This is a genomic window from Larkinella ripae (genome assembly GCF_054780775.1).
Map to the genome: position 1 here is coordinate 272,634 of NZ_BAAGVR010000020.1, position 18,982 is coordinate 291,615.

At 55.0% G+C, this 18,982-nt stretch carries 19 protein-coding genes; 10 read left to right on the forward strand and 9 right to left on the reverse strand.

Annotation, left to right across the window (positions count from 1 at the left end):
- Positions 1-36: 36 nt before the first annotated feature.
- The 8 genes from ACYVHX_RS12220 to ACYVHX_RS12255 all read right to left on the reverse strand — a co-directional run bounded on the left by ACYVHX_RS12220 (position 37) and on the right by ACYVHX_RS12255 (position 7,935).
- The gene (locus ACYVHX_RS12220; protein ID WP_460671926.1) at positions 37-1,065 is read right to left on the reverse strand and encodes a hypothetical protein; all 1,029 of its coding nucleotides are present in this window, start codon (positions 1,063-1,065) and stop codon (positions 37-39) included.
- Positions 1,066-1,319: 254 nt separating this feature from the next.
- On the reverse strand, positions 1,320-1,943 hold the full coding sequence (locus tag ACYVHX_RS12225; protein WP_460671927.1) for an L-threonylcarbamoyladenylate synthase: 624 nt from the start codon (positions 1,941-1,943) through the stop codon (positions 1,320-1,322).
- 82 nt (positions 1,944-2,025) lie between these two features.
- Entirely contained in the window at positions 2,026-3,072 is a 1,047-nt protein-coding gene (locus tag ACYVHX_RS12230) for a glycosyltransferase family 2 protein (RefSeq protein ID WP_460671928.1), read from the reverse strand.
- 258 nt (positions 3,073-3,330) lie between these two features.
- Positions 3,331-4,281, reverse strand: a complete 951-nt coding sequence (locus ACYVHX_RS12235; RefSeq protein WP_460671929.1) for a YihY/virulence factor BrkB family protein — start codon at positions 4,279-4,281, stop codon at positions 3,331-3,333.
- A 26-nt stretch (positions 4,282-4,307) separates the two neighbouring features.
- Positions 4,308-4,727 (reverse strand): acyl-CoA thioesterase, encoded by a 420-nt coding sequence (locus ACYVHX_RS12240; RefSeq protein WP_460671930.1) that lies wholly within the window; start codon positions 4,725-4,727, stop codon positions 4,308-4,310.
- Between the two features lie 73 nt (positions 4,728-4,800).
- On the reverse strand, positions 4,801-5,838 hold the full coding sequence (gene mltG / locus ACYVHX_RS12245) for an endolytic transglycosylase MltG (RefSeq protein ID WP_460671931.1): 1,038 nt from the start codon (positions 5,836-5,838) through the stop codon (positions 4,801-4,803).
- Positions 5,839-5,894: 56 nt separating this feature from the next.
- Positions 5,895-6,839, reverse strand: a complete 945-nt coding sequence (locus ACYVHX_RS12250; protein ID WP_460671932.1) for an EamA family transporter — start codon at positions 6,837-6,839, stop codon at positions 5,895-5,897.
- 25 nt (positions 6,840-6,864) lie between these two features.
- Positions 6,865-7,935: an Ldh family oxidoreductase gene (locus ACYVHX_RS12255; protein ID WP_460671933.1), complete on the reverse strand. Its 1,071-nt coding sequence runs from the start codon at positions 7,933-7,935 to the stop codon at positions 6,865-6,867.
- Between the two features lie 166 nt (positions 7,936-8,101).
- On the opposite strand from ACYVHX_RS12255, the gene ACYVHX_RS12260 reads away from it, so the two are divergent.
- From ACYVHX_RS12260 to ACYVHX_RS12305, 10 genes are all read left to right on the forward strand, one after another.
- Positions 8,102-9,715 (forward strand): DUF4139 domain-containing protein, encoded by a 1,614-nt coding sequence (locus tag ACYVHX_RS12260; protein WP_460671934.1) that lies wholly within the window; start codon positions 8,102-8,104, stop codon positions 9,713-9,715.
- 101 nt (positions 9,716-9,816) lie between these two features.
- A complete protein-coding gene (locus ACYVHX_RS12265) occupies positions 9,817-10,410 on the forward strand; it encodes a hypothetical protein (protein ID WP_460671935.1) in 594 nt (197 codons plus the stop codon).
- Positions 10,411-10,539: 129 nt separating this feature from the next.
- Positions 10,540-11,781, forward strand: a complete 1,242-nt coding sequence (locus ACYVHX_RS12270) for a 3-phosphoshikimate 1-carboxyvinyltransferase (protein ID WP_460671936.1) — start codon at positions 10,540-10,542, stop codon at positions 11,779-11,781.
- A gap of 109 nt (positions 11,782-11,890) precedes the next feature.
- Entirely contained in the window at positions 11,891-13,447 is a 1,557-nt protein-coding gene (locus ACYVHX_RS12275) for an FMN-binding glutamate synthase family protein (RefSeq protein WP_460672046.1), read from the forward strand.
- A 261-nt stretch (positions 13,448-13,708) separates the two neighbouring features.
- The gene (locus ACYVHX_RS12280) at positions 13,709-14,629 is read left to right on the forward strand and encodes an NAD-dependent epimerase/dehydratase family protein (RefSeq protein ID WP_460671937.1); all 921 of its coding nucleotides are present in this window, start codon (positions 13,709-13,711) and stop codon (positions 14,627-14,629) included.
- 58 nt (positions 14,630-14,687) lie between these two features.
- Positions 14,688-15,416, forward strand: coding sequence for a carbon-nitrogen hydrolase family protein (locus tag ACYVHX_RS12285; protein WP_460671938.1), 729 nt, complete (start codon positions 14,688-14,690; stop codon positions 15,414-15,416).
- Positions 15,417-15,433: 17 nt separating this feature from the next.
- A complete protein-coding gene (locus tag ACYVHX_RS12290) occupies positions 15,434-15,838 on the forward strand; it encodes an OsmC family protein (protein ID WP_460671939.1) in 405 nt (134 codons plus the stop codon).
- 135 nt (positions 15,839-15,973) lie between these two features.
- The gene (locus ACYVHX_RS12295) at positions 15,974-16,432 is read left to right on the forward strand and encodes a DUF1569 domain-containing protein (RefSeq protein WP_460671940.1); all 459 of its coding nucleotides are present in this window, start codon (positions 15,974-15,976) and stop codon (positions 16,430-16,432) included.
- A gap of 72 nt (positions 16,433-16,504) precedes the next feature.
- Positions 16,505-17,434 (forward strand): family 43 glycosylhydrolase, encoded by a 930-nt coding sequence (locus ACYVHX_RS12300; RefSeq protein WP_460671941.1) that lies wholly within the window; start codon positions 16,505-16,507, stop codon positions 17,432-17,434.
- Positions 17,435-17,586: 152 nt separating this feature from the next.
- Positions 17,587-18,006: a DUF4260 domain-containing protein gene (locus tag ACYVHX_RS12305; protein ID WP_460671942.1), complete on the forward strand. Its 420-nt coding sequence runs from the start codon at positions 17,587-17,589 to the stop codon at positions 18,004-18,006.
- On the opposite strand, the gene ACYVHX_RS12310 is transcribed toward ACYVHX_RS12305, so the two are convergent.
- On the reverse strand, positions 17,942-18,964 hold the full coding sequence (locus tag ACYVHX_RS12310) for an AraC family transcriptional regulator (RefSeq protein ID WP_460671943.1): 1,023 nt from the start codon (positions 18,962-18,964) through the stop codon (positions 17,942-17,944). The two genes, ACYVHX_RS12305 and ACYVHX_RS12310, sit on opposite strands and share 65 nt — an antisense overlap.
- Between the last annotated feature and the right edge of the window lie 18 nt (positions 18,965-18,982).

The window sequence follows — 18,982 nt, forward strand, 5'->3', positions numbered from 1 at the left end:
GCCCATTCATACCTCAACATTCCTACCGCATAATTCCTACTGATACTGAATGTACAGCGGTTTGGGGTCGAGGGCCAGCACTTCGGCGGGTTCCATCAGGTGTGGCACCTTGTGCTTCGAGCGGTGATCGACTTTTTTCAGGTCATTCTTGTAAAACAACTTGAAGCCGGTGTACTGAACCGGTTCTTTGACGATGTAATCGCGGTAGGAATCGATCTTGAGCGATGGCGGTCCCCAGCCGTCCATGTCAATCACAATGGCAACGCGCGGGTCGCGTTTGATATTCTGGTAGTTGGTGACCATGCGCTGCGTAAACCGGTGAACCACCAGCACCTTCGGCGGAATGTTGTTTTCTTTCACAATCCGGCTTAAAAACTGAATGGCATCGTTAACGTCGGACGCATCGTAGGTACCAATTTTAGTACCCGGTTTGGCGCCCGTTTTCATTGAAAACTCCGGATCGATTCCCAGGTGAACGTAGGGCAGCTTCAGGTATTTTTCCAGAAACGCCAGCTCCCCTTTCAGGTCCGCCAGCCCGACCTGAATATCCAGAAATACAATGGCGCCGTGCTGCGCTCCCCAGCTAATCACCTTCCGAATGGTTTTGTCACTCATCCGGAGCCGGTATTTGCCGTCTTTCTGCGGGGTTCCCTGCGCCGAAATCGCCACCAGATGAAGGGCTTTCATGACCGGTTTTGAAGGATCCGCTTTTTGCCAGTTTTCAGCCTCCTGATCCAGCCGGCGCAGCATTTCCCGGCGCGGATATTCCCCCAACGCGCCCATTCTGGTCGAGTGCGGGTTTCCGTAATACGCCAGAATCCGGTGTTTGGGCAGCAGCGTGTCGGGCAGAGTGCCTTTGAAGACCAGGGTATCGGCTTTCAGCGGGTCGGTTTCGGCAACGGTATCGGCCGACGCGGTGGGCACCGTCGTTTCCCTGCGAACCGAATCGGTGGCCGGACTAGCCGGCTCGGCCGCAGTGCTGTCGGTTTTTGTCGTATCGTTGCCGTTGCCATTACTGGACGAACAGCCGGTTAAAGCGTTAAATTGAATAAAAATTGAAGCCACTGCCACTGCTTTCCATGCCATCCGGCACAGCTTACCCCCTCCGTTTACCACTGTTTTTTAGCGATGAATGTGAATAGAATGTGTCCGTGTACCCCCAGAATTTAGTCGGTGTAATTGAAAGACGAACTGCCCTTTTATCCTTAAACACGGACGAAAGTTCGTGGGTACGAAATGCCAAAAATAGAAACTCTGAAGGAAATCAAAAGAGTCCCGCTGAAAATAAAAACCGGCGGTGTCACTTTTCTCGCAAGCGGTTATTCATCCAGGATTCCCAACCCCCGTCGCACGATTTCAAAGTCGTCGGTGGTGGCATCAATAATCGTGGAAGGAATATTTCCGCCCATGCCGCCGTCAATCACCAGATCGACCTGGTGCTGAAACCGCTCGAAGATGATTTCCGGATCGGTGATATACGGCACAATTTCGTCTTCGATGTCTTTGATGGTCGTGGTAATGATCGGGTTGCCCAGTTCCTTCACAATGTCGCGGGGAATGGCGTGATCCGGAATCCGGATGCCCACGGTGCGTTTGTTGGTGTGTAAAATTTTGGGAACCCGGTGGCTCACATCCAGAATGAAGGTATACGGTCCCGGCAGCAGGTGCTTCATCTTTTTAAACGCCTGATTACCCACCCGGGCGTAATCGGCAATGTGGCTCAAATCGTTACAAATGAACGAGAAGTCATTTTTCTGGGGTTTGATTCCCTTGATGCGGGCGATGCGTTCGATGGCGCGCGTGTTATGGATGTCACACCCCAGTCCGTAAATCGTATCGGTCGGATAAATAATGACTCCGCCATCGCGCAACACATCGACTACGTGACGGATTTTTCGCTCTTCGGGGGTCTCCGGGTGAATCCGCAAAAATTCAGCTGGCATACGTTCGGTGCTTTTCTGCTTAACTAAACACCGCTCATTTGGTTGCAAATTACCGCCTGCCCAGCCGTAAACCCGGATTCGGTTAAACCTGAGTTCGGCTCACGCCTGTCTCGGTTTTCCGGTTTTGCTGCCAATGAGCGTACTGGCGATATAGGCTGTTCACCGGGATGTGCCATTTGCAAAGGTGCAGGACCAAAGCCGTCCGCAGATCGGGCTTTTCGATGAATTCCAGCAACTCCTTGAACCGGAAGGCCAGCTCAAACTGCTCGGTGTAAAAACATTGCCGGATAAACCAGCGAATGCGGCCCGCGAGCGCACCATATTCCTCCGGCGACTGACACTGATCAAAGGCTTTGTAACAAACGGTCAGGGTTGACCCCAGCAGGGCATTGTTGCGGTCCTGAAACTGGGTGGAGAGTGATTTTCGGACCATTCGTTTACTCGTCAGGACCTCATCCTGGTAGCAATAGCGGTAGCTGCGCGCCGTCCGCACCCAGAAGTCGAAATCTTCGTAACTCAGGGATTCATCGTACCCGCCCAGACTTTCCAGCACATCCCGGCGCATCATCATGGTGGGTGTCGAAACAAAATACGAAGCCAGAATCTCTTTGAAAACCCAGCCCGAAGGCACGTTAATGGTGGCCTGGCCGCGCTGGTCGACGGGATAATGATAGCCGGTCAACTGATTGTTTTCGTCGATAAAGGCGGCATTTCCAAAAATAACGGCGTAATCACCGGGCAAGCGCTCAAAACCGGCCACCTGCCGACTGATCCGGTCGCGGTGCATCACATCATCGGCCGATAAATCAATCACGTACCGCCCTTTTGCCAGCTTCAGCCCCTGGTTGAACGCCCGACAAATCCCGACATTTTCCGAATTTCGAATCAATTGGATGGCCGGATGGTTTCGCATCAGTTCTTCAATCCGGTTCACCGTCCCGTCGGTGCTGTTGTTGTCAACCACAATTAGCTCGATGGCCGAGTAAGTCTGGTCTAGCACCGAATGAAGCGATGCGCTGATAAACCGTTCGTGGTTATAAGCCGTACAGATTACGGAAACCAGGGGCCGGATCGATGACAGATAATCTGCCAGCAGGCCGGGTGGCGCTCCAACAAGGGTCTCAGCCATACTGATGATGAAGAATGGGATTTATCGGACAAAGAAACAAATGTTCTTTATTCCTGCAATAGTAGAAATTATCCGGAGGATCCGCTGCAACATTTTTAGCAAACGGCGACACCCTTCGGCCCTTCTTCCCAAAACCGCTTACTAACCACTTTAAATTCTGGCACGGTTTTTATACTCATTATCAGCATAAAACAGACACAGCCAACGCCAGTAAACGAAGGTTTGTGATTTTTGGGTTAGGGTTATTGTAAATGCTCTCTAAGCGGTTTGGGGAGCATTTATTGTTTTATCGCCGAACCGGGAGTTGCGGCCGCCTTTCTTTTTGTACAGGACCACGTTCATATCAAAGCCCACAATCAATAATAAACAGACCAGGTTAATCCAGATCATCAAGACGATCAGCGTACCGATGGAACCGTAGAGCTTGTTGTAGGAACCGAAATTGGAGACGTAAAAGGAAAAACCGTAGGTTGTCAACACGATCAAAACGGAAGCGATGATCCCGCCCGCATTAAAAAACTTCCACTGTTTGTCGATGTCGGGTCCGAACTTATAGATCACCGAAATGGCGGCTACAAAAACCGCAAACACCACCAGGTAACGGGCGATACTCAGCAAAGTGGTCACCACAATGTTGTCCAGTATCCGGATGTGCTGGAGATAATCCGTCAGAACGCCCCCCACCACCAGCACCGCAATCGCCAGAAACAGGGCAATCGCCAGCATCAGCGTAAGACCGAAGGCAATCAGCCGGGTTTTGAAAAAACCGCGCCGGCCAATGGTGTGCGACGAATTAAAAGCCATCATCAGCGACAGGATTCCGTTGGTCGCTGCGTATAGCGCTAGCACAAAACCGAACGACAGCACGTTACCGCGCGGTCGGCTGATAATATCATAAATCGTGGTTTTAACGGTTTCGTAGGTCGATGCGGGCAGCACCTGCGAGAAAAAATCCATCACCTGATCTTCCAGGTTCGGAATCGGAATCAGCGGAATTAGCGTGAACAGGAAGATGACCGCCGGAAAAACCGCCAGAATCAGGCTGTACGCGGCCGAAGCCGCCCGCTCACCGGTGTCGTTATCGGACACTCTCGGAATAAACAGCCGCAGGAAATCAAACCAGTTTTGCTCCGAATCAAAGGCCCGGTGTTTTTGCAGAAAGATAACAACGCGCTGAACGGCATTGTACCGCATCAATTTCTCCAACATGATGACGTATCGTTACTGGACAAAAATTAAACCGCTGGCTCAAAAAAAGGTTTGAGCTTTTCCGTCAGATCGGCGGGCGCTTTGGTTAATTTTCCGGTGCTGGCCAGCATGAAAACCAGCGTGGTTTCGCCGGTGTTTAGATGGTCGCCGTGCTGGTTGTAAATGTCGTAGCTGAACACCACCCGCACGCTGGGCAGTTCCCGGATATTCACCCGGATCGTCAGCAGGTCGTCGTAGCGGGCGGGCCGCAAATACCGCGACCGGTTTTCGTAAACGGGCATCATCACGCCCGAAGCTTCCATCTCCTTGTAATGAAACCCCAGACTCCGCAACGCTTCCACCCGGCCAATTTCGTAATACCGGGCGTAGTTTCCGTAATACACATACCCCATCTGATCGGTGTCGGCGTACCGAACCCGAATGGGCGGAACGTCAAATGTGAACATTGATTTGATTAAAAATGCACAACGAACGCTGAATAATGAACATCATTACCTGAAAGTCTACTAGTCACATTCATTATTTCATAATCCCCCGCTTGTTCAGTTCGGCGTGGTACATCCGGGCATTATTGATGTGTTCGTCGTAGGTTTTGGCGAACGTGTGGTAGCCGGAAAAATCGGCGCGGGCCACAAAATACAGGTACTCGTGATCTTCGTGGTTCAAAACCGCATCAATCGAACTCAGCGTCGGCAGGTTGATGGGGCCGGGCGGCAATCCTTTAAACCGGTAGGTGTTGTAAGGGGAGTCGATCAGTTTGTGGACGTTCAGGACCCGGCGAATCGTGAAATCGCGGTGGGCAAACACCAGCGTCGGATCGGCTTCGAGCAACATTCCTTTTTGCAGACGGTTCCAGTAGACGCCGGCCACCCGCGGTTTTTCGTCGTTCTTCTTGCTTTCCGATTCCACGATGGAGGCCAGGGTCTGAACCTGCGTTTGGGTCAATCCCATGTTTCTGGCTTTTTGCTGCCGTTCGGGTGTCCAGAACTTCTTGTATTCGTTGCCCATCCGGTCCAGAAAATTGTCGGCGCTGGTGGTCCAGAAAAATTCGTAGGTGTTCGGCAGGAACATGCACATGATGGTGGTGGTGTCGAAACCGTATTTGGCGCAAACCGCCGGGTCTTTCAGCAGGGTATCCAGTCTGGCCGGACCAAACTCGAATTTGTGGCCCAACTTCGTGATCAGTTCGTCTTTCAGCCGGATGTTGTTGAACGTCAGCTTCATCGGGTCCTGAGCGCCCGACCGTAATTTGGTGATCGCTTCCTGGTTGGTCATTTCCGGTTTGATGACATACCGGCCGTGTTTCACCCGGTCGGCGTAGTTCATGAACCGGGCCAGAAACCGGAACGACATTTTATCGTTGATCACATCGTGCTTTTCCAGCGAATCCATCACGGTTTCGAAGGTGGCACCGCGCGGAATAAACAATTCAAAGTTTTTATCGTTCTCCCCAACCTGCAGGTTTGGCGTTTTAAAAATCTGCCACGCGTAGAACGAGAGCGTAGCCAAAAGAACCGAAACGACAATCAGAATGCCAGCGACAAGCTTACGAGACATACAAAAGTGGGTTGAAGCTACAAAGGTAGCACGGAAGGCGGTTCGCTGCCAACAAATCAGGTTTTTGCCCCGGACGGTTTCTGCGCGGCCCGGTAATTGGGCAGATTAACCAGTAAAACCCCCATCAGAATAACGCCCAGGGCCAGCAACTGACGCACCGAAATGGCTTCGTTGGCGAACCACCAGCCCAGCAAAACCGCAATAACCGGATTCACGTAGGCGTAGGTGCTGACCACCGCCGGGGGCCGCACTTTCAGGAGCCACAAATACGCCAGATACGTCACAATCGAACCCATCAGAATCATATAGCCCAGGGCCAGCCAGGATTTCAGGGTGATCTGTCCAAAATCGAACCCGCTTAATTCGCCGGAAAACAGGCTGACCAACCCGCTGAACAAACCCGCGGCAATCAACTGAATGCTCCCGTTCAGGGTGGTGGATGACGAAGAGGGTTTGTACTTGGCGTACAACGATCCGACCGTCCAGAAAATACCGCCCGTCAGCAACACCCCCACGCTGATCCAGTATTTCCCGGCCGATTGTAGCAGTTGCGAGGTTTGCCCGGGCTGAGCCAACAGCAAAATAACGCCGGCAAAACCGATCACCAATCCACCGGGAATCAGCCAGTTGGCGAAGTAGTGGGGCCACTGCCGGCGATCCAGCAGCACAAACCAGAACGGCAGGGTTGTCACCAGAATGGCTGCCAAACCGGAGGGGATAAACTGTTCGGCCCAGATCACCGAAACCGTGCCGCCAAACAGCATCAGAATGCCACTCAACGCATTCCGACTCAGAGACTGGCGCGTCAGGTTGGCTTCGCCTTTCAATGCGCAGTAACTGATTAACAACAGTCCGGCAATGAAAAACCGGAGCGATGCCAACAGAAAAGGCGGAATGCTCGCCAGACCCAGCAGGGCCGCCAGGTAGGTCGAACCCCAGATGATGTAAATGGCGGCAAAGGCCAGCAAGATTAGAATGGGCCGGGGCTTTTCCTGCTTCATTGGTTTCTTCTTTCGGTTCAAATGCTTACTCCCAGGTCAGGTCAAACCGTTCCGCCAGCTCCCGTAAAGTCTGGATCACCGGTTCGATCAGCGGCAAACCGTCGCGCCCGCGTTCGGCTTCCATCGCCCGCTCCGGGTCGCCCGGAATCAACACCTGCTTTCCTTCCACCGCGCGGGCATTCCGAAACGCCCCAATCCAGGTGTCCATGTGGTGCTTGAATTCTTCGGCGGGCCGGAACGCATCAATGCGCATGGCCCCGAAAAAGTGCCCCGTTCCGGCCCCGACCCCTTCCTGAGCCGCCATAAAACCGGCGGTCGCAAACGGCGGCACCCATGGCCCGTAATTGGCGCCCGACAAAACTCCCGAAAAAATATCGACAATCGCCCCCAGGCCGTAGCCTTTATGGCTGCCGTGCTCGCGGTCCGAACCCAGCGGCAGCAGCGCGCCCCCATTCCGGATCGGGTTGGAGTCCGTCGAGGGTTGCCCCTGAGCGTCCTGCGCCCACCCCAGCGGAGCCGCCTGTCCTTTCCGCTGCAAAATTTCCATCTTGCCGTATGCCACCGCGGTCGAAGCAAAATCGGCCACGAAAGGCGGCTGCGTCAGGGCGGGAACTGCTACGGCAATCGGATTGGTTCCCAGCAGTTTATCCAGCGAAAACGTTGGAGCCACCAGCGGAGCCGCGTTGGTCATCGTCATCCCGATCATATCGTGTTCGAGCGCCAGCATGGCGTGGTAACCGGCAATCCCAAAGTGATTCGAATTGCGGACGGCCACCCAGCCCGTTCCGGCGACCCGCGCTTTTTCGATGGCAATCTGCATGGCCTTTGGCCCCACCACCAGGCCCACCCCCCGGTCGCCATCCACCACCGCCGTCGAGGGCGTTTCATGCACCACCTGAAGCTGAGGAACCGGATTCAACCGCCCGTGATCGTACAACCGGACGTAGCCCGCCAACCGGGCCACCCCGTGCGAATCGACCCCCCGCAGGTCGGCCTGCACCAGCACGGTCGTGGCCAGATCGGCATCGGCATCGGAAAACCCGATTTTCAGGAAAACCTGTTTGGTAAATGCTTTGAGTTGATGAACTGGCGTCATAGAGCTGGCCGATTGGAAAGTTGCGCCCAATCTGGTGGTTTTGTAATTAATTCGCTACCTGGAACCGAAGTTCCGCGCTTTTTTTCGCAAAAATAGGCGACAGACTAAACGAAACCACCCCGGAAGGTATCTATATTCCTGAACTCTCTTTTCCCATCATTGATCCATGAAACCATTGCTTTTTTTTCTAGTCACCAGTCTGACCGTTTCGGGCGTTCGAGCGCAGGACGACGAACAGCGGATTTCCTCAACTATTCAGCACGTTACGGTTTTTATGAACCGCGCCCAGATCAACGCACAGGCCCGAACGACGATCGGTCCGGGCGTTACACGGCTGATCATCGACAATACCTCCGCCCAAACCGACCCGCAGAGCATTCAGGTCAGCGGCAAGGGGGAGGCCACCCTCCAGGGCGTTCAGTTTCGCACGAATTTTCTCACCAAAGTCACCAAACCGGTTTCCCTGCAACGGCTGGAAGACTCCCTGCGCATCGCCCGCGACCTCTACGAAGGCCTGAATCTGCAGAAAGACGTGCTCGAAAATGAAAAGAAAATGGTGCTCACCAACCAGAAAGTGGGAAGCGAGAAGGGTACCGTCGTGGACGATGTGGAGGAAATGGCCGACTTTTTTCGTCAGCGCCTGACCGACGTCGGCAAAAAGCTGCTCGTTCTGGAAAAACAGGTAAAGGAACAGAAGTTGAAAGTGGACCGGCTCGAAGGACAGGTGCGGGAACAGAATGCCAAACGCGAGCGGCCCGTAGGTGAAATTGAGGTGACACTCTCGGCCAAAAACCGCACCGCCGTCGATCTGGCGCTGAGTTACGTCGTGAACAACGCGGGCTGGACGCCTTTCTACGACATCCGGGTGCGCGATACCAAAAGCCCGGCTACGCTGGCTTACAAAGCCAATGTGTACCAGAATACCGGTTTTGACTGGCAGAATGTCCGGCTGACGTTATCGACTTCGAACCCCGCCCTGCCCGGAACGCAACCGCAACTGGAAACGCAGTTTGTCGGTTTTTACGAACCCCAGCCCCTTCCCACGGCGGCCCCGGTTCGGGCCAAACTACAAATGCGCCGGGACGAAGCGGTGGTGGCCAACGAATCCGCTGCGGCCCCGGCCGCCGACCTGGTTTCCACGGCGGATCTGACGCAGGTGAGTGAGCAGCCGACGAGTATTAATTTTGAGATTTCGGTTCCGTACACGATTCTGTCGAACAACCGCCCGCAGGTCGTGGATATTCAAACCGGCGAACTTCCGGCCACCTACCGCTACACGGCCACGCCCAAACTGGAAACGGACGCCTTTCTGGTGGCGACCCTGTCGGGCTGGGAAAAGCTGAACCTGCTCAACGGAACCGCCCGGACCTATTTTGAAGGCACCTACGTCGGCGAATCACGGGTTGATCTCAAACAGGCCGGCGATACCCTGACGCTGGGACTCGGCCGAGACAAACGGATTGTGGTGAAGCGGGAGAAAACGCAGGATTTCAGCAGCCGCAAAGGCTTGAGTTCGGCGGTGCGCGACACCTACAGCTACAAAATCACGGTTCGGAACACGAAGTCCGAGCCGGTTTTGCTGACGGTCTTCGATCAGATTCCGGTTTCGACCGACAGCCGGATTGAGGTGGACCTGGACGAAAGCGCCGGGGCCGAGCGCAACGCCGAAACCGGGCGGCTCACCTGGAATCTGAGCTTAAAACCGGGCGAAAGCCGCGACCTGCTGTTCCGGTACACGGTTAAATACCCGAAAGGCAAACAGCTGGTCAACGCGGAATAACTTATGAAAGCAAACCCGGCCGGTATTGAAAACCGGCCGGGTTTTAACAAAAATTTAGCGGGCTGTGCGGTAATTTTTCGTCGAAACGGAGTTTATAGGGTATGCTCCAACGTCTGCTCCCTACGGTTTTGCTCTTGTTTCTGGCCTTTTTTGCCTACGCCCAAACGGACACCCTGTCTGTTGATTCGCTGATGATCAGGCAGAAATCGCCCTACGTAGCCCTGCTCAAACCGGGTCAGAAATACCTGGCCCTGGATGTCACCGGCCGCATGGGCGGTTTTCAGCGACACCGGTTTTTCCCCAACGAAGAAGTAAAATTTCGTTATAAAGGGCAGAAATACCGCGAGTCCCTGTACGGCGTGACCGACTCCACCCTGATGCTGATTCTGGAGAACCCGAATACGTTTCTGGACGAAGTAGTGCATTTCCGGCTCGACCAGATCGAGAAAGTCTACGTCAACCGCCAGATTCCGTTTATTACCCAGGGAACGTACCTGTTTCCGATTGCCGGCACGCTTTTTTTCGTCGCCGATGTGGTCAATCTGTCCCGGCAGCAGAAGCAGCTGACCGCCGATGCCCGCGCCCTGCGCGCCCCCGGTGTGATGTTTGCACTGGGCGCCATTTGCTACAAACTCAGTTTCCCCCGCTACCGGATCAACAAGAATAACCGGCTCAAGGTAATGGAAACGTATTGATTATCATTGAATTATGAACTATGAGTGCTGAAGGATGAATTTCCCGCGCCGAGCAATTCATCCTTCAGCACTCCTAATTCATCGTTCTATTCCTTAGTTTTGCGGAAAAATCACCAATTCGTTTCTGCTTTGAACGCTGTACGTCTGACCCCTCCCACCGATTCCGTCCGGGCAACAATTCCCCTGGCTTCTTCCAAAAGTGAAAGCAATCGCGCGCTGATCATCAACGCCCTGAGCGGTTTTAAGGGGATCTTGCACAATGTTTCGGCCGCCCGCGACTCGCAGACCATGATTCGGCTGTTGCAATCGGAGGAGGCCGTTGCCGATGTGCTGGACGCCGGAACGACCATGCGGTTTCTGACGGCGTATTTTGCCGTGACGGGGCAGCACAAAACCCTGACGGGAACACCCCGCATGTGCGAACGGCCCATTGGCATTCTGGTCGATGCGCTGCGGAAACTGGGGGCAGAAATCGAGTATTTGAAGAAAGACGGTTTTCCGCCGATTGCCACAAAAGGCTTTTCCGGCAACGGCACCAACCGGCTCGCCATCCGGGGTGATGTGAGCAGCCAGTATATATCGGCCCTGCTGATGATTGCGCCAACCCTGCCCGACGGCCTGACGCTCGAACTGACCGGGGAGGTGGGCTCCCGGCCGTACATCGAAATGACCCTGCGGCAAATGGAACATTTTGGGGTGCCAACACGGGCCGACTGGACCCGCAAAACCATTACGGTTCCGCCCACGCCGTATACCCCCGCCGACTATGCCATCGAATCCGACTGGTCGGGGGCGAGTTACTGGTTCAGCATGCTGGCCCTGGCCGGCGACGACGCGGCAGAAATTGAATTGCTCGGCCTGAAAAAAGATTCCCTCCAGGGTGATAGCGCCATTGTTGACATCATGCGTCCACTGGGCGTCGAGAGCCACTTCACCGACAACGGAGTTGTGCTGACGAAAAAACCGGCTCAGGCGTCGCTGGCGTGGGACTTCACGGATTGCCCGGATCTGGCCCAGACCGTGGCGGTGTGCTGCGCCGTCAGGAATATTCCGCTGACGCTAACGGGCATCGAAAGCCTGAAGATCAAGGAAACGGACCGCGTTATGGCCCTCCAGACCGAGCTTCAGAAGATCGGCGCGGAACTGGTCGAAGTAGAAAAAAACACCCGCTACGAAGTTCGTGCCGTACAGGACGTGTCGGCCATCCCGACGTTTGCCACCTACGACGATCACCGCATGGCAATGGCGTTTGCCCCGGTGGCGATGAGCCGGATCGTGGTGATTGAAGAACCGGGTGTTGTCGCCAAATCGTATCCGTCATTCTGGGAGGATATGGCCAAAGTAGCCGGGGTAGCGTTTGGGGGACAGTAATGCCCGCCCAAAACCGGGTTCAGCCCGTTCAGGAAGCGGGAAAAGCGGTGATACCGTGCGGTCGATTGCCGGTTTTCCTTATTTTTACGGCACTCACTGAACCTTGGCACTGTTGGAACTTCTCACTTTTCTGGGCAGCATCTCCTGGTGGGGCTGGCTGCTGATCGGCCTACTCCTGGTCGCCCTCTACGACATTACGCAGAAAAAACACACCATCCGGCACAATTTCCCCATTGTAGGGAACATCCGGTATTTTCTGGAAAGTTTCGGGCCCGAACTCCGGCAGTACATTGTGGCCAATAACCGCGAAGAGCTGCCGTTCAACCGCCAGCAACGGGCCTGGATTTACGCGTCGTCGAAAAAAGAAAACAATTTTCAGGGATTCGGTACCGATCAGGACATCAGCAGCGCCGGGTACATATTCATCAAACCGGCCTTACTGCCGCTGCAACTGCCGCCCAGCGACCCCAACTGCGACAATCCGCACACAGCCCCGGCCACCAAAGTGATCGGACTTTTTCACAAACGCCGGCGCCCCTACCACCCCCGGTCGATCATCAACATCAGCGGCATGAGCTTCGGCTCGCTTTCGGCCCGCGCCATCGAATCAATGAACAAGGGGGCCAAGAAATTCGGGTGTTACCACAACACCGGCGAGGGCGGTTTGTCACCCTACCACAAATTTGGGGCGGATGTGGTGGTGAACATCGGCACCTCGTATTTCGGAATTCGGGACGAAAACGGCAATTTCGTGATGGAAAAACTGGTGAAACTGGTCGAAACCAACCCGTTTGTCCGGATGCTCGAACTGAAGCTCTCGCAGGGGGCCAAACCGGGTAAGGGCGGGGTGCTGCCCGCGGCCAAAATCACGGCCGAAATTTCCGAAATCCGGCACGTTCCGGTGGGCAAAGATGTAATTTCACCGGCATCGCACAGCGCCTTTTCCGACATTCCGGGCATGGTCGCGTTCATTGAAGCGATGGCCGAAAAGACCGGCCTGCCGGTGGGCATCAAGTCGGCGGTTGGCAAACTGGAACTCTGGGAAGAACTGGCCGATCATATGCTAAGAACTGGGAAAGGACCGGATTTTATCACGATCGACGGCGGAGAAGGCGGCACGGGGGCAGCTCCTCCCGCTTTTGCCGACCACGTTTCCCTGCCTTTCGTCTACGGTTTTGCCAAAGTCTACCAGATCTTCCAGCAACGGAACTTAACCAGCCGCGTCACGTTCATCGCATCCGGCAAGCTGGGACTGCCCGAGTCGGCCGTTATGGCGTTTGCGATGGGGGCCGACCTGATCAACGTGGGCCGCGAAGCCATGCTGTCCATTGGGTGCATTCAGGCGCAGATTTGCCACACCAACCGCTGCCCCTCGGGCGTGGCCACCCAGAATAAATGGCTGCAATCCGGCATTGACCCGACGCTGAAAAGCGAGCGGTTTTACAATTACGTCAAAACGTTGACCAAGGAAATACTGGACATTGCCCACGCTGCGGGCTACGAACACCCCTGCCAGTTCACGATGGACGACGTTGACCTGGCGATGGGTGACAACAACCGGATTCAAACCCTGTCCGATGCCTACGGCTACAAAAAAGATCCGGTCGCCTTCACCTCCGTCGTCGACCTCCTCAAAAGCCCATACCTTGAGAGGAATGATGAATAATGAACGATGAATGATGAGTTATGAATGATGAGTTATGAACGATGAGTTCTGAACGAAGAGTTCTGAACGATGACGGGATCGCCCAAGCGGTTGGATGACACCTTACCCGTGCAGAGCATTTTAATTCATCGTTCATCATTCATAACTCATCATTAAATAACTCACCATTCTTTTCGCCTTTCGTCACTCGGTTTTCATAATTGATCACCTCCAACCCGGTTTTTCCAGCTGACCTTTGTGCTGTACATAACCGATCAGCAGATGCAAACGATATTAGGGGCCCGCGGAACCATTGGCAATGACCTGGCGAAAGAACTTTTGACCTACACCGACCGAATTCGGCTCGTCAGCCGCAACCCGAAAAAAGTCAATCCGACCGATGAACTGCTGGCCGCCGACCTTTCCGACCGGGAGCAGGTGTTCAAAGCCGTGGCAGGTTCGGACGTGGTCTATCTGACCGTCGGTTTTGAATACAGCGTGAAGGTCTGGCGGGAAAAATGGCCAACCCTGATGCGCAACACCATCGATGCCTGCAAACGGTACGGTGCGAAGCTCGTTTTTTTCGACAACGTTTACCTGTACGATGCCAACGCCATCGGGCACATGACCGAAGAAACGCCCATCAATCCGATCAGCCGGAAGGGCCAGGTGCGGGCCGAAATTGCCGCTCTGCTGATGCACGAAGTAAAGCAGGGCAGCCTGACCGCGCTCATCGCCCGGGCGGCCGACTTCTACGGCCCCAATAACGAAAAAAGCCTGCTGGTGGAAACGGTGGTGAAAAACTTCCGGCAGAAAAAAGCCGCCAACTGGTTTGCCCGAACCGACAAAATCCATTCCTTTACGTACACGCCCGATGCCGCCAAAGCCACGGCCCTGCTCGGCAACACCGCCAGCGCCTACAACCAGGTCTGGCACCTGCCCACCGACCACACCCCCCTGACCGGCCAGCAGTGGATTGACCTCTTCGCGCAGGAAATGAACGTAAAACCGCGTGTCTGGGCGCTGCCCGTTTGGCTGCTCCGGATCATCGGGCTTTTTGTTCCGATTATGAGCGAATTTCCGGAAATGGCGTATCAGTACGACCGGGATTACATTTTTGATAGCCGAAAATTCGAAAAAGCGTTTAACTTTCCCATCACAAAACCGGCGGAAGGGGTGAAACAGACGGTAGCGGGGAATTAGTCGTCCAGTCGGTCGAAAAACAACCGAAGCGAACAGAAAAGGCTAAAATTTTCGACTCATGAAACTTGGCGTCGCGCAAACCCGGCCGGTCAAAGGAGATATTCTGCGGAATATTGAAACCCACAAAAAGCTGATCGGACGGGCGGTTTTGCAGGGTGCTGATGTGCTTATTTTCCCGGAACTGTCGATCACGGGCTACGAACCGTCGCTCGCCCGCAATCTGGCGACGCAGCCCGACGACCGGCGGTTCGATGAGTTTCAGACCATCAGCGACACCGACCAAATCACAATTGGGATTGGCGTACCGACCCCGGGCGAAACGGGAACCTGCATTACGATGGTGCTTTTTCAACCCACTCAGCCCCGGCAAACCTATTCAAAGCAGTATTTACACGCCGACGAAGAACCGTATTTTGTGAGCGGAACGGGCACGGTCCGTGCGCTTGGTCCTGACGGTACAATTGCCCTCGCCATTTGCTACGAGCTGTCCGTGCCCGAGCATTCGGCGCAGGCATTTCGGCGGGGGGCCAGCGTATACCTTACCAGCGTGGCAAAAACCGCCGGTGGAGTTGATAAAGCCTCCCAAAGTTTGTCGGACATTGCCCGCCAGTATGCGATGACGGTTTTGATGGCCAACAGCGTCGGGCCGAGTGATGATTTTGTGTCGGCCGGAAAAAGCGCCATCTGGAACACGGCCGGCGAGCTTGTCGGGCAACTCAACGAAACCGACGAGGGCATTCTGCTGATCGACACCCATACCCAAAAAATTTATCAGGAACTTCTGTAACCCAAACCGGCTCAGCCATGAAACTATCGGCCCGCATCACCAGCGCGTTCAATCAGCACGAGAGTGTCGTTCAGACCAACGGTGCCGCCAAAACCGTCCGGATCGCCCCCAAACCGGGCGGTTTTGGCTCGTCCATCAACGGCGGGGAGTTGCTGCTGCTGGCGCTGGCGACCTGTTTCTGCAACGATGTTTACCGGGAAGCGGCCAAACGGAACATCCCGGTTTCGGGCGTGGACGTGGAAGTCACCGGCGAGTTCGGGGCCGACGGCGAACCGGGTTCCAACTTCACCTACAGGACCCACGTCACGGCCGAAGCACCCGCGGCCGAAATCGAGGCACTCATCCGGCATACGGATCAGGTTGCCGAAATTCAGCAGACCTTGCGGCAGGGCCTGAACATTACGCTGACCGGGGCCGATTAGGACTTGAACGTTTCGTCAGGTCAGGTTTTGAGAATACCGGGCTGAATTTATTTTCGGATTTTGGTCCGGTTTTGAAACCGTCAATCGTCATAAGGTAGAATTGCTTTTGTATTAATCCACTCAAACCGGACGACTATGGATTTCCCAAACATTTTCACCAGCGAAGTAGCCACGAACATGATTCAGCGAATCGACCAGCTGAACCCATCGACACCGCCCCAGTGGGGCAAAATGAACGCAGGCCAAATGCTGGCCCACTGCAATGTGGCCTACGAAATGGTCTACGACAACAAACACCCGAAGCCCAACTTTTTCATGAAGCTGATTCTGAAGTCTTTCGTTAAAAAGATTGTCACCAGTAATACCCCCTATAAACGCAACAGCCAGACGGCCCCGGCTTTGGTCATCAAGGATTCCCGAAATTTTGAGGTGGAAAAGCGTCGGTTGATCGAATACATCCGCAAAACCCAGCAGCTGGGTCAGCAGCATTTTGACAACAAGGTCTCGCATTCCTTCGGGCCTCTGACCATCAGCGAATGGAACAACCTATTTTATAAACACCTGGACCACCACCTGACGCAGTTCGGCTCTTGATACCAGGAGAGTGCACTGGCTTGTCACCCGGCGTAAAACCGTTTCACCGCACAAAAACCAAAACAAACCGGGATGCAAACGGTTGAAAAGGCATTCGTGCCCAAAAACCAACCGACGCCAACCGTGAGTCCGACCCGCAATCCGCTCATCCAGCACAAATTCACCGCCGATCCGACTGCTCTGGTTCATCAGGATACGGTTTTTCTGTTTACGGGTCACGACGAAGCGCCCCTGGATTCGGAAGACTACCGGATGAACGACTGGCTTTGCTTTTCTTCAACCGATCTGGCCAGCTGGACCGAACACCCGGTTCCGCTGAAAGCCCGCGATTTTACCTGGGCTTCCGGTGATGCGTATGCGTCCAAAGTGATTCAGCATCAGGAGCAATTCTACTGGTTCGTGTCCGTCACGCACGCGACGCTGCCCGGCAAAGCCATTGGCGTGGCGGTTTCCGCCGATCCGGCTGGCCCTTACCGCGATGCGCGCGGATCGGCCCTGGTTACGCACGAGATGCTGCCTTTAACCGACAACGAAAAAGCCAACCTGGACCCCAGCGTGCTCGTGGACGATGACGGTCAGGCGTATCTGTTCTGGGGAAATGGGACCTGCTACTTTGCCCGGTTGAGCGACAACCTGCTGGAGCGGACCAGCCCCATCGAAACCGTTGCATTACCCGGTTTTTCGGAGGGCGTTCACATTCACAAACGAAACGGCTGGTATTATCTGTCGTACGGCTACGGGATGCCGGAAAAAGTGGCCTACGCCCGGAGCCGCTCCATTGACGGCCCCTGGACGTTCATGGGAATCCTCAACGAACTGGCCGGCAATTGCGAAACCAACCGCCCCGCCATCCTCGACTTCAAGGGGCAGTCCCTATTTTTTCTGCCACAACGGCGGGCTAAAAAACGGCGGCAGCCACCGGCGGTCGGTCTGCGTCGATTACCTGTATTACAACCCGGACGATACGATCCGGCGCGTTACTATGACCTCGGAAGGCGTTGAACCCGTGCACTAACCTGAAATCTGGGAAGGCTACCGGGTAACGTTTGCTTCCTGATTTTTTCGTTTTTCGTCACTGCGGTTTTCATCTTTGGTCACCACCGACCCGGTTTTTTCACCCGATCTTTGTGCTACACAAAACAACAAAGATCGTCATGAAATCGCTTTTGAAACTCGAAGAATTCGCCCAGTTTGTGCTTGCCATTGTGCTGTTCAACCAACTTCCTTTTGCCTGGTGGTGGTTTCCGGCCTTGTTGCTCGTTCCGGATCTGGGGATGCTGGGCTACCTCGTCAACCCCAAAATCGGCGCGTACGGCTACAACCTGATTCACCACAAGGCATTTGCACTGGCCGTCGGTGCGCTCGGATTCGGACTCAACAACCCGGAACTGCAACTGACCGGCGTCATTCTCTTCGGGCACGCGGCAATGGATCGGCTGTTTGGCTACGGCTTGAAATTTACGGACGGTTTTGACCACACCCATCTGGGGTACACGGGCAAAAAAACCGCTAGGCCGACGGACGCAAAACCGCAGTCCGGTACGCACCGGGCGTCGAGCCTGTCCATTTCTTGAAAGTGCGGTAAAACACGCTGGGCTCCGAAAAACCCAGCAGGTAGGCAATGTCGGTCGTGCTGAAATACGGTTCGCGCAGGTGCCGGACCGCCAGATCGTGCCGAACTTCGTCCAGCAGTTGCTGGTAGGTAACTCCCTCTTCTTTCAGGTGCAGTTGCAGTGTCCGGACGCCCACCGCCAGCCGGTCGGCCACCGTCGCCAGGGTTGGTTCTTCGCCCTTCAGCAGGGCCACAATTTCGCCCTTGACGCGCCCCACCAGCGCCCGTTCGTGCAGTTTCCGCAGTAATTCAGCCGCGTGTTGTTCAAACAGCGGAAACAAGCCCGGATTGGCGTTCAAAACCGGGGCATCCAGCCAGGCAGCATCCAGCACCAGCGTGGTTTCGTCAGTCCCAAAAACCGGCTGGACGGGCGCAAAAATCCGTTTGTGTTCCGTTGTATCGGGCGGGCGCGGGTAAGCAAACGACACCGCTTCGGGCGTAATGTGCAGCCCCGTCAGCGCCCGCATGGCCGCCAGGTACATGACCAGTTCAGAGTTGAGCGCGTGTTCGGGGTAGATGATGTCCTCGCAGATCAGGTGCAGCGTCAGGCTATAGCGGTTTCCCTCCCGTCGGCCGATGGTCTGAACCCCTTCGCAGACAATCTCCTGATACTGACAGAGTTTCTCCAGCGCCCTGCCCAGCGTCGGGCAGTGCATCATGACGTACGCCAGCACCCCTACGGCGGTAGGGTTGATCATCTCGCCGATGCGCAGGGACAGGTACGGGTCCGCCGTGACCGCGATGACTTCGCGCCAGAGGGCCTGCACCTTCCGGATGGGCACCCGCTCGTCGGGGTTTTGCAAGGCGGCCGGATCAACGCCCACGGTTTTGCACAACCAAACCGGATCGGCCCCTTTCTGCTGAGCCGCAAACAAAATCAGATTAAAGGAACCCGCCGAAAGAGTGTTTTTCGTTGCCATCGGGCACGAAGATACGCC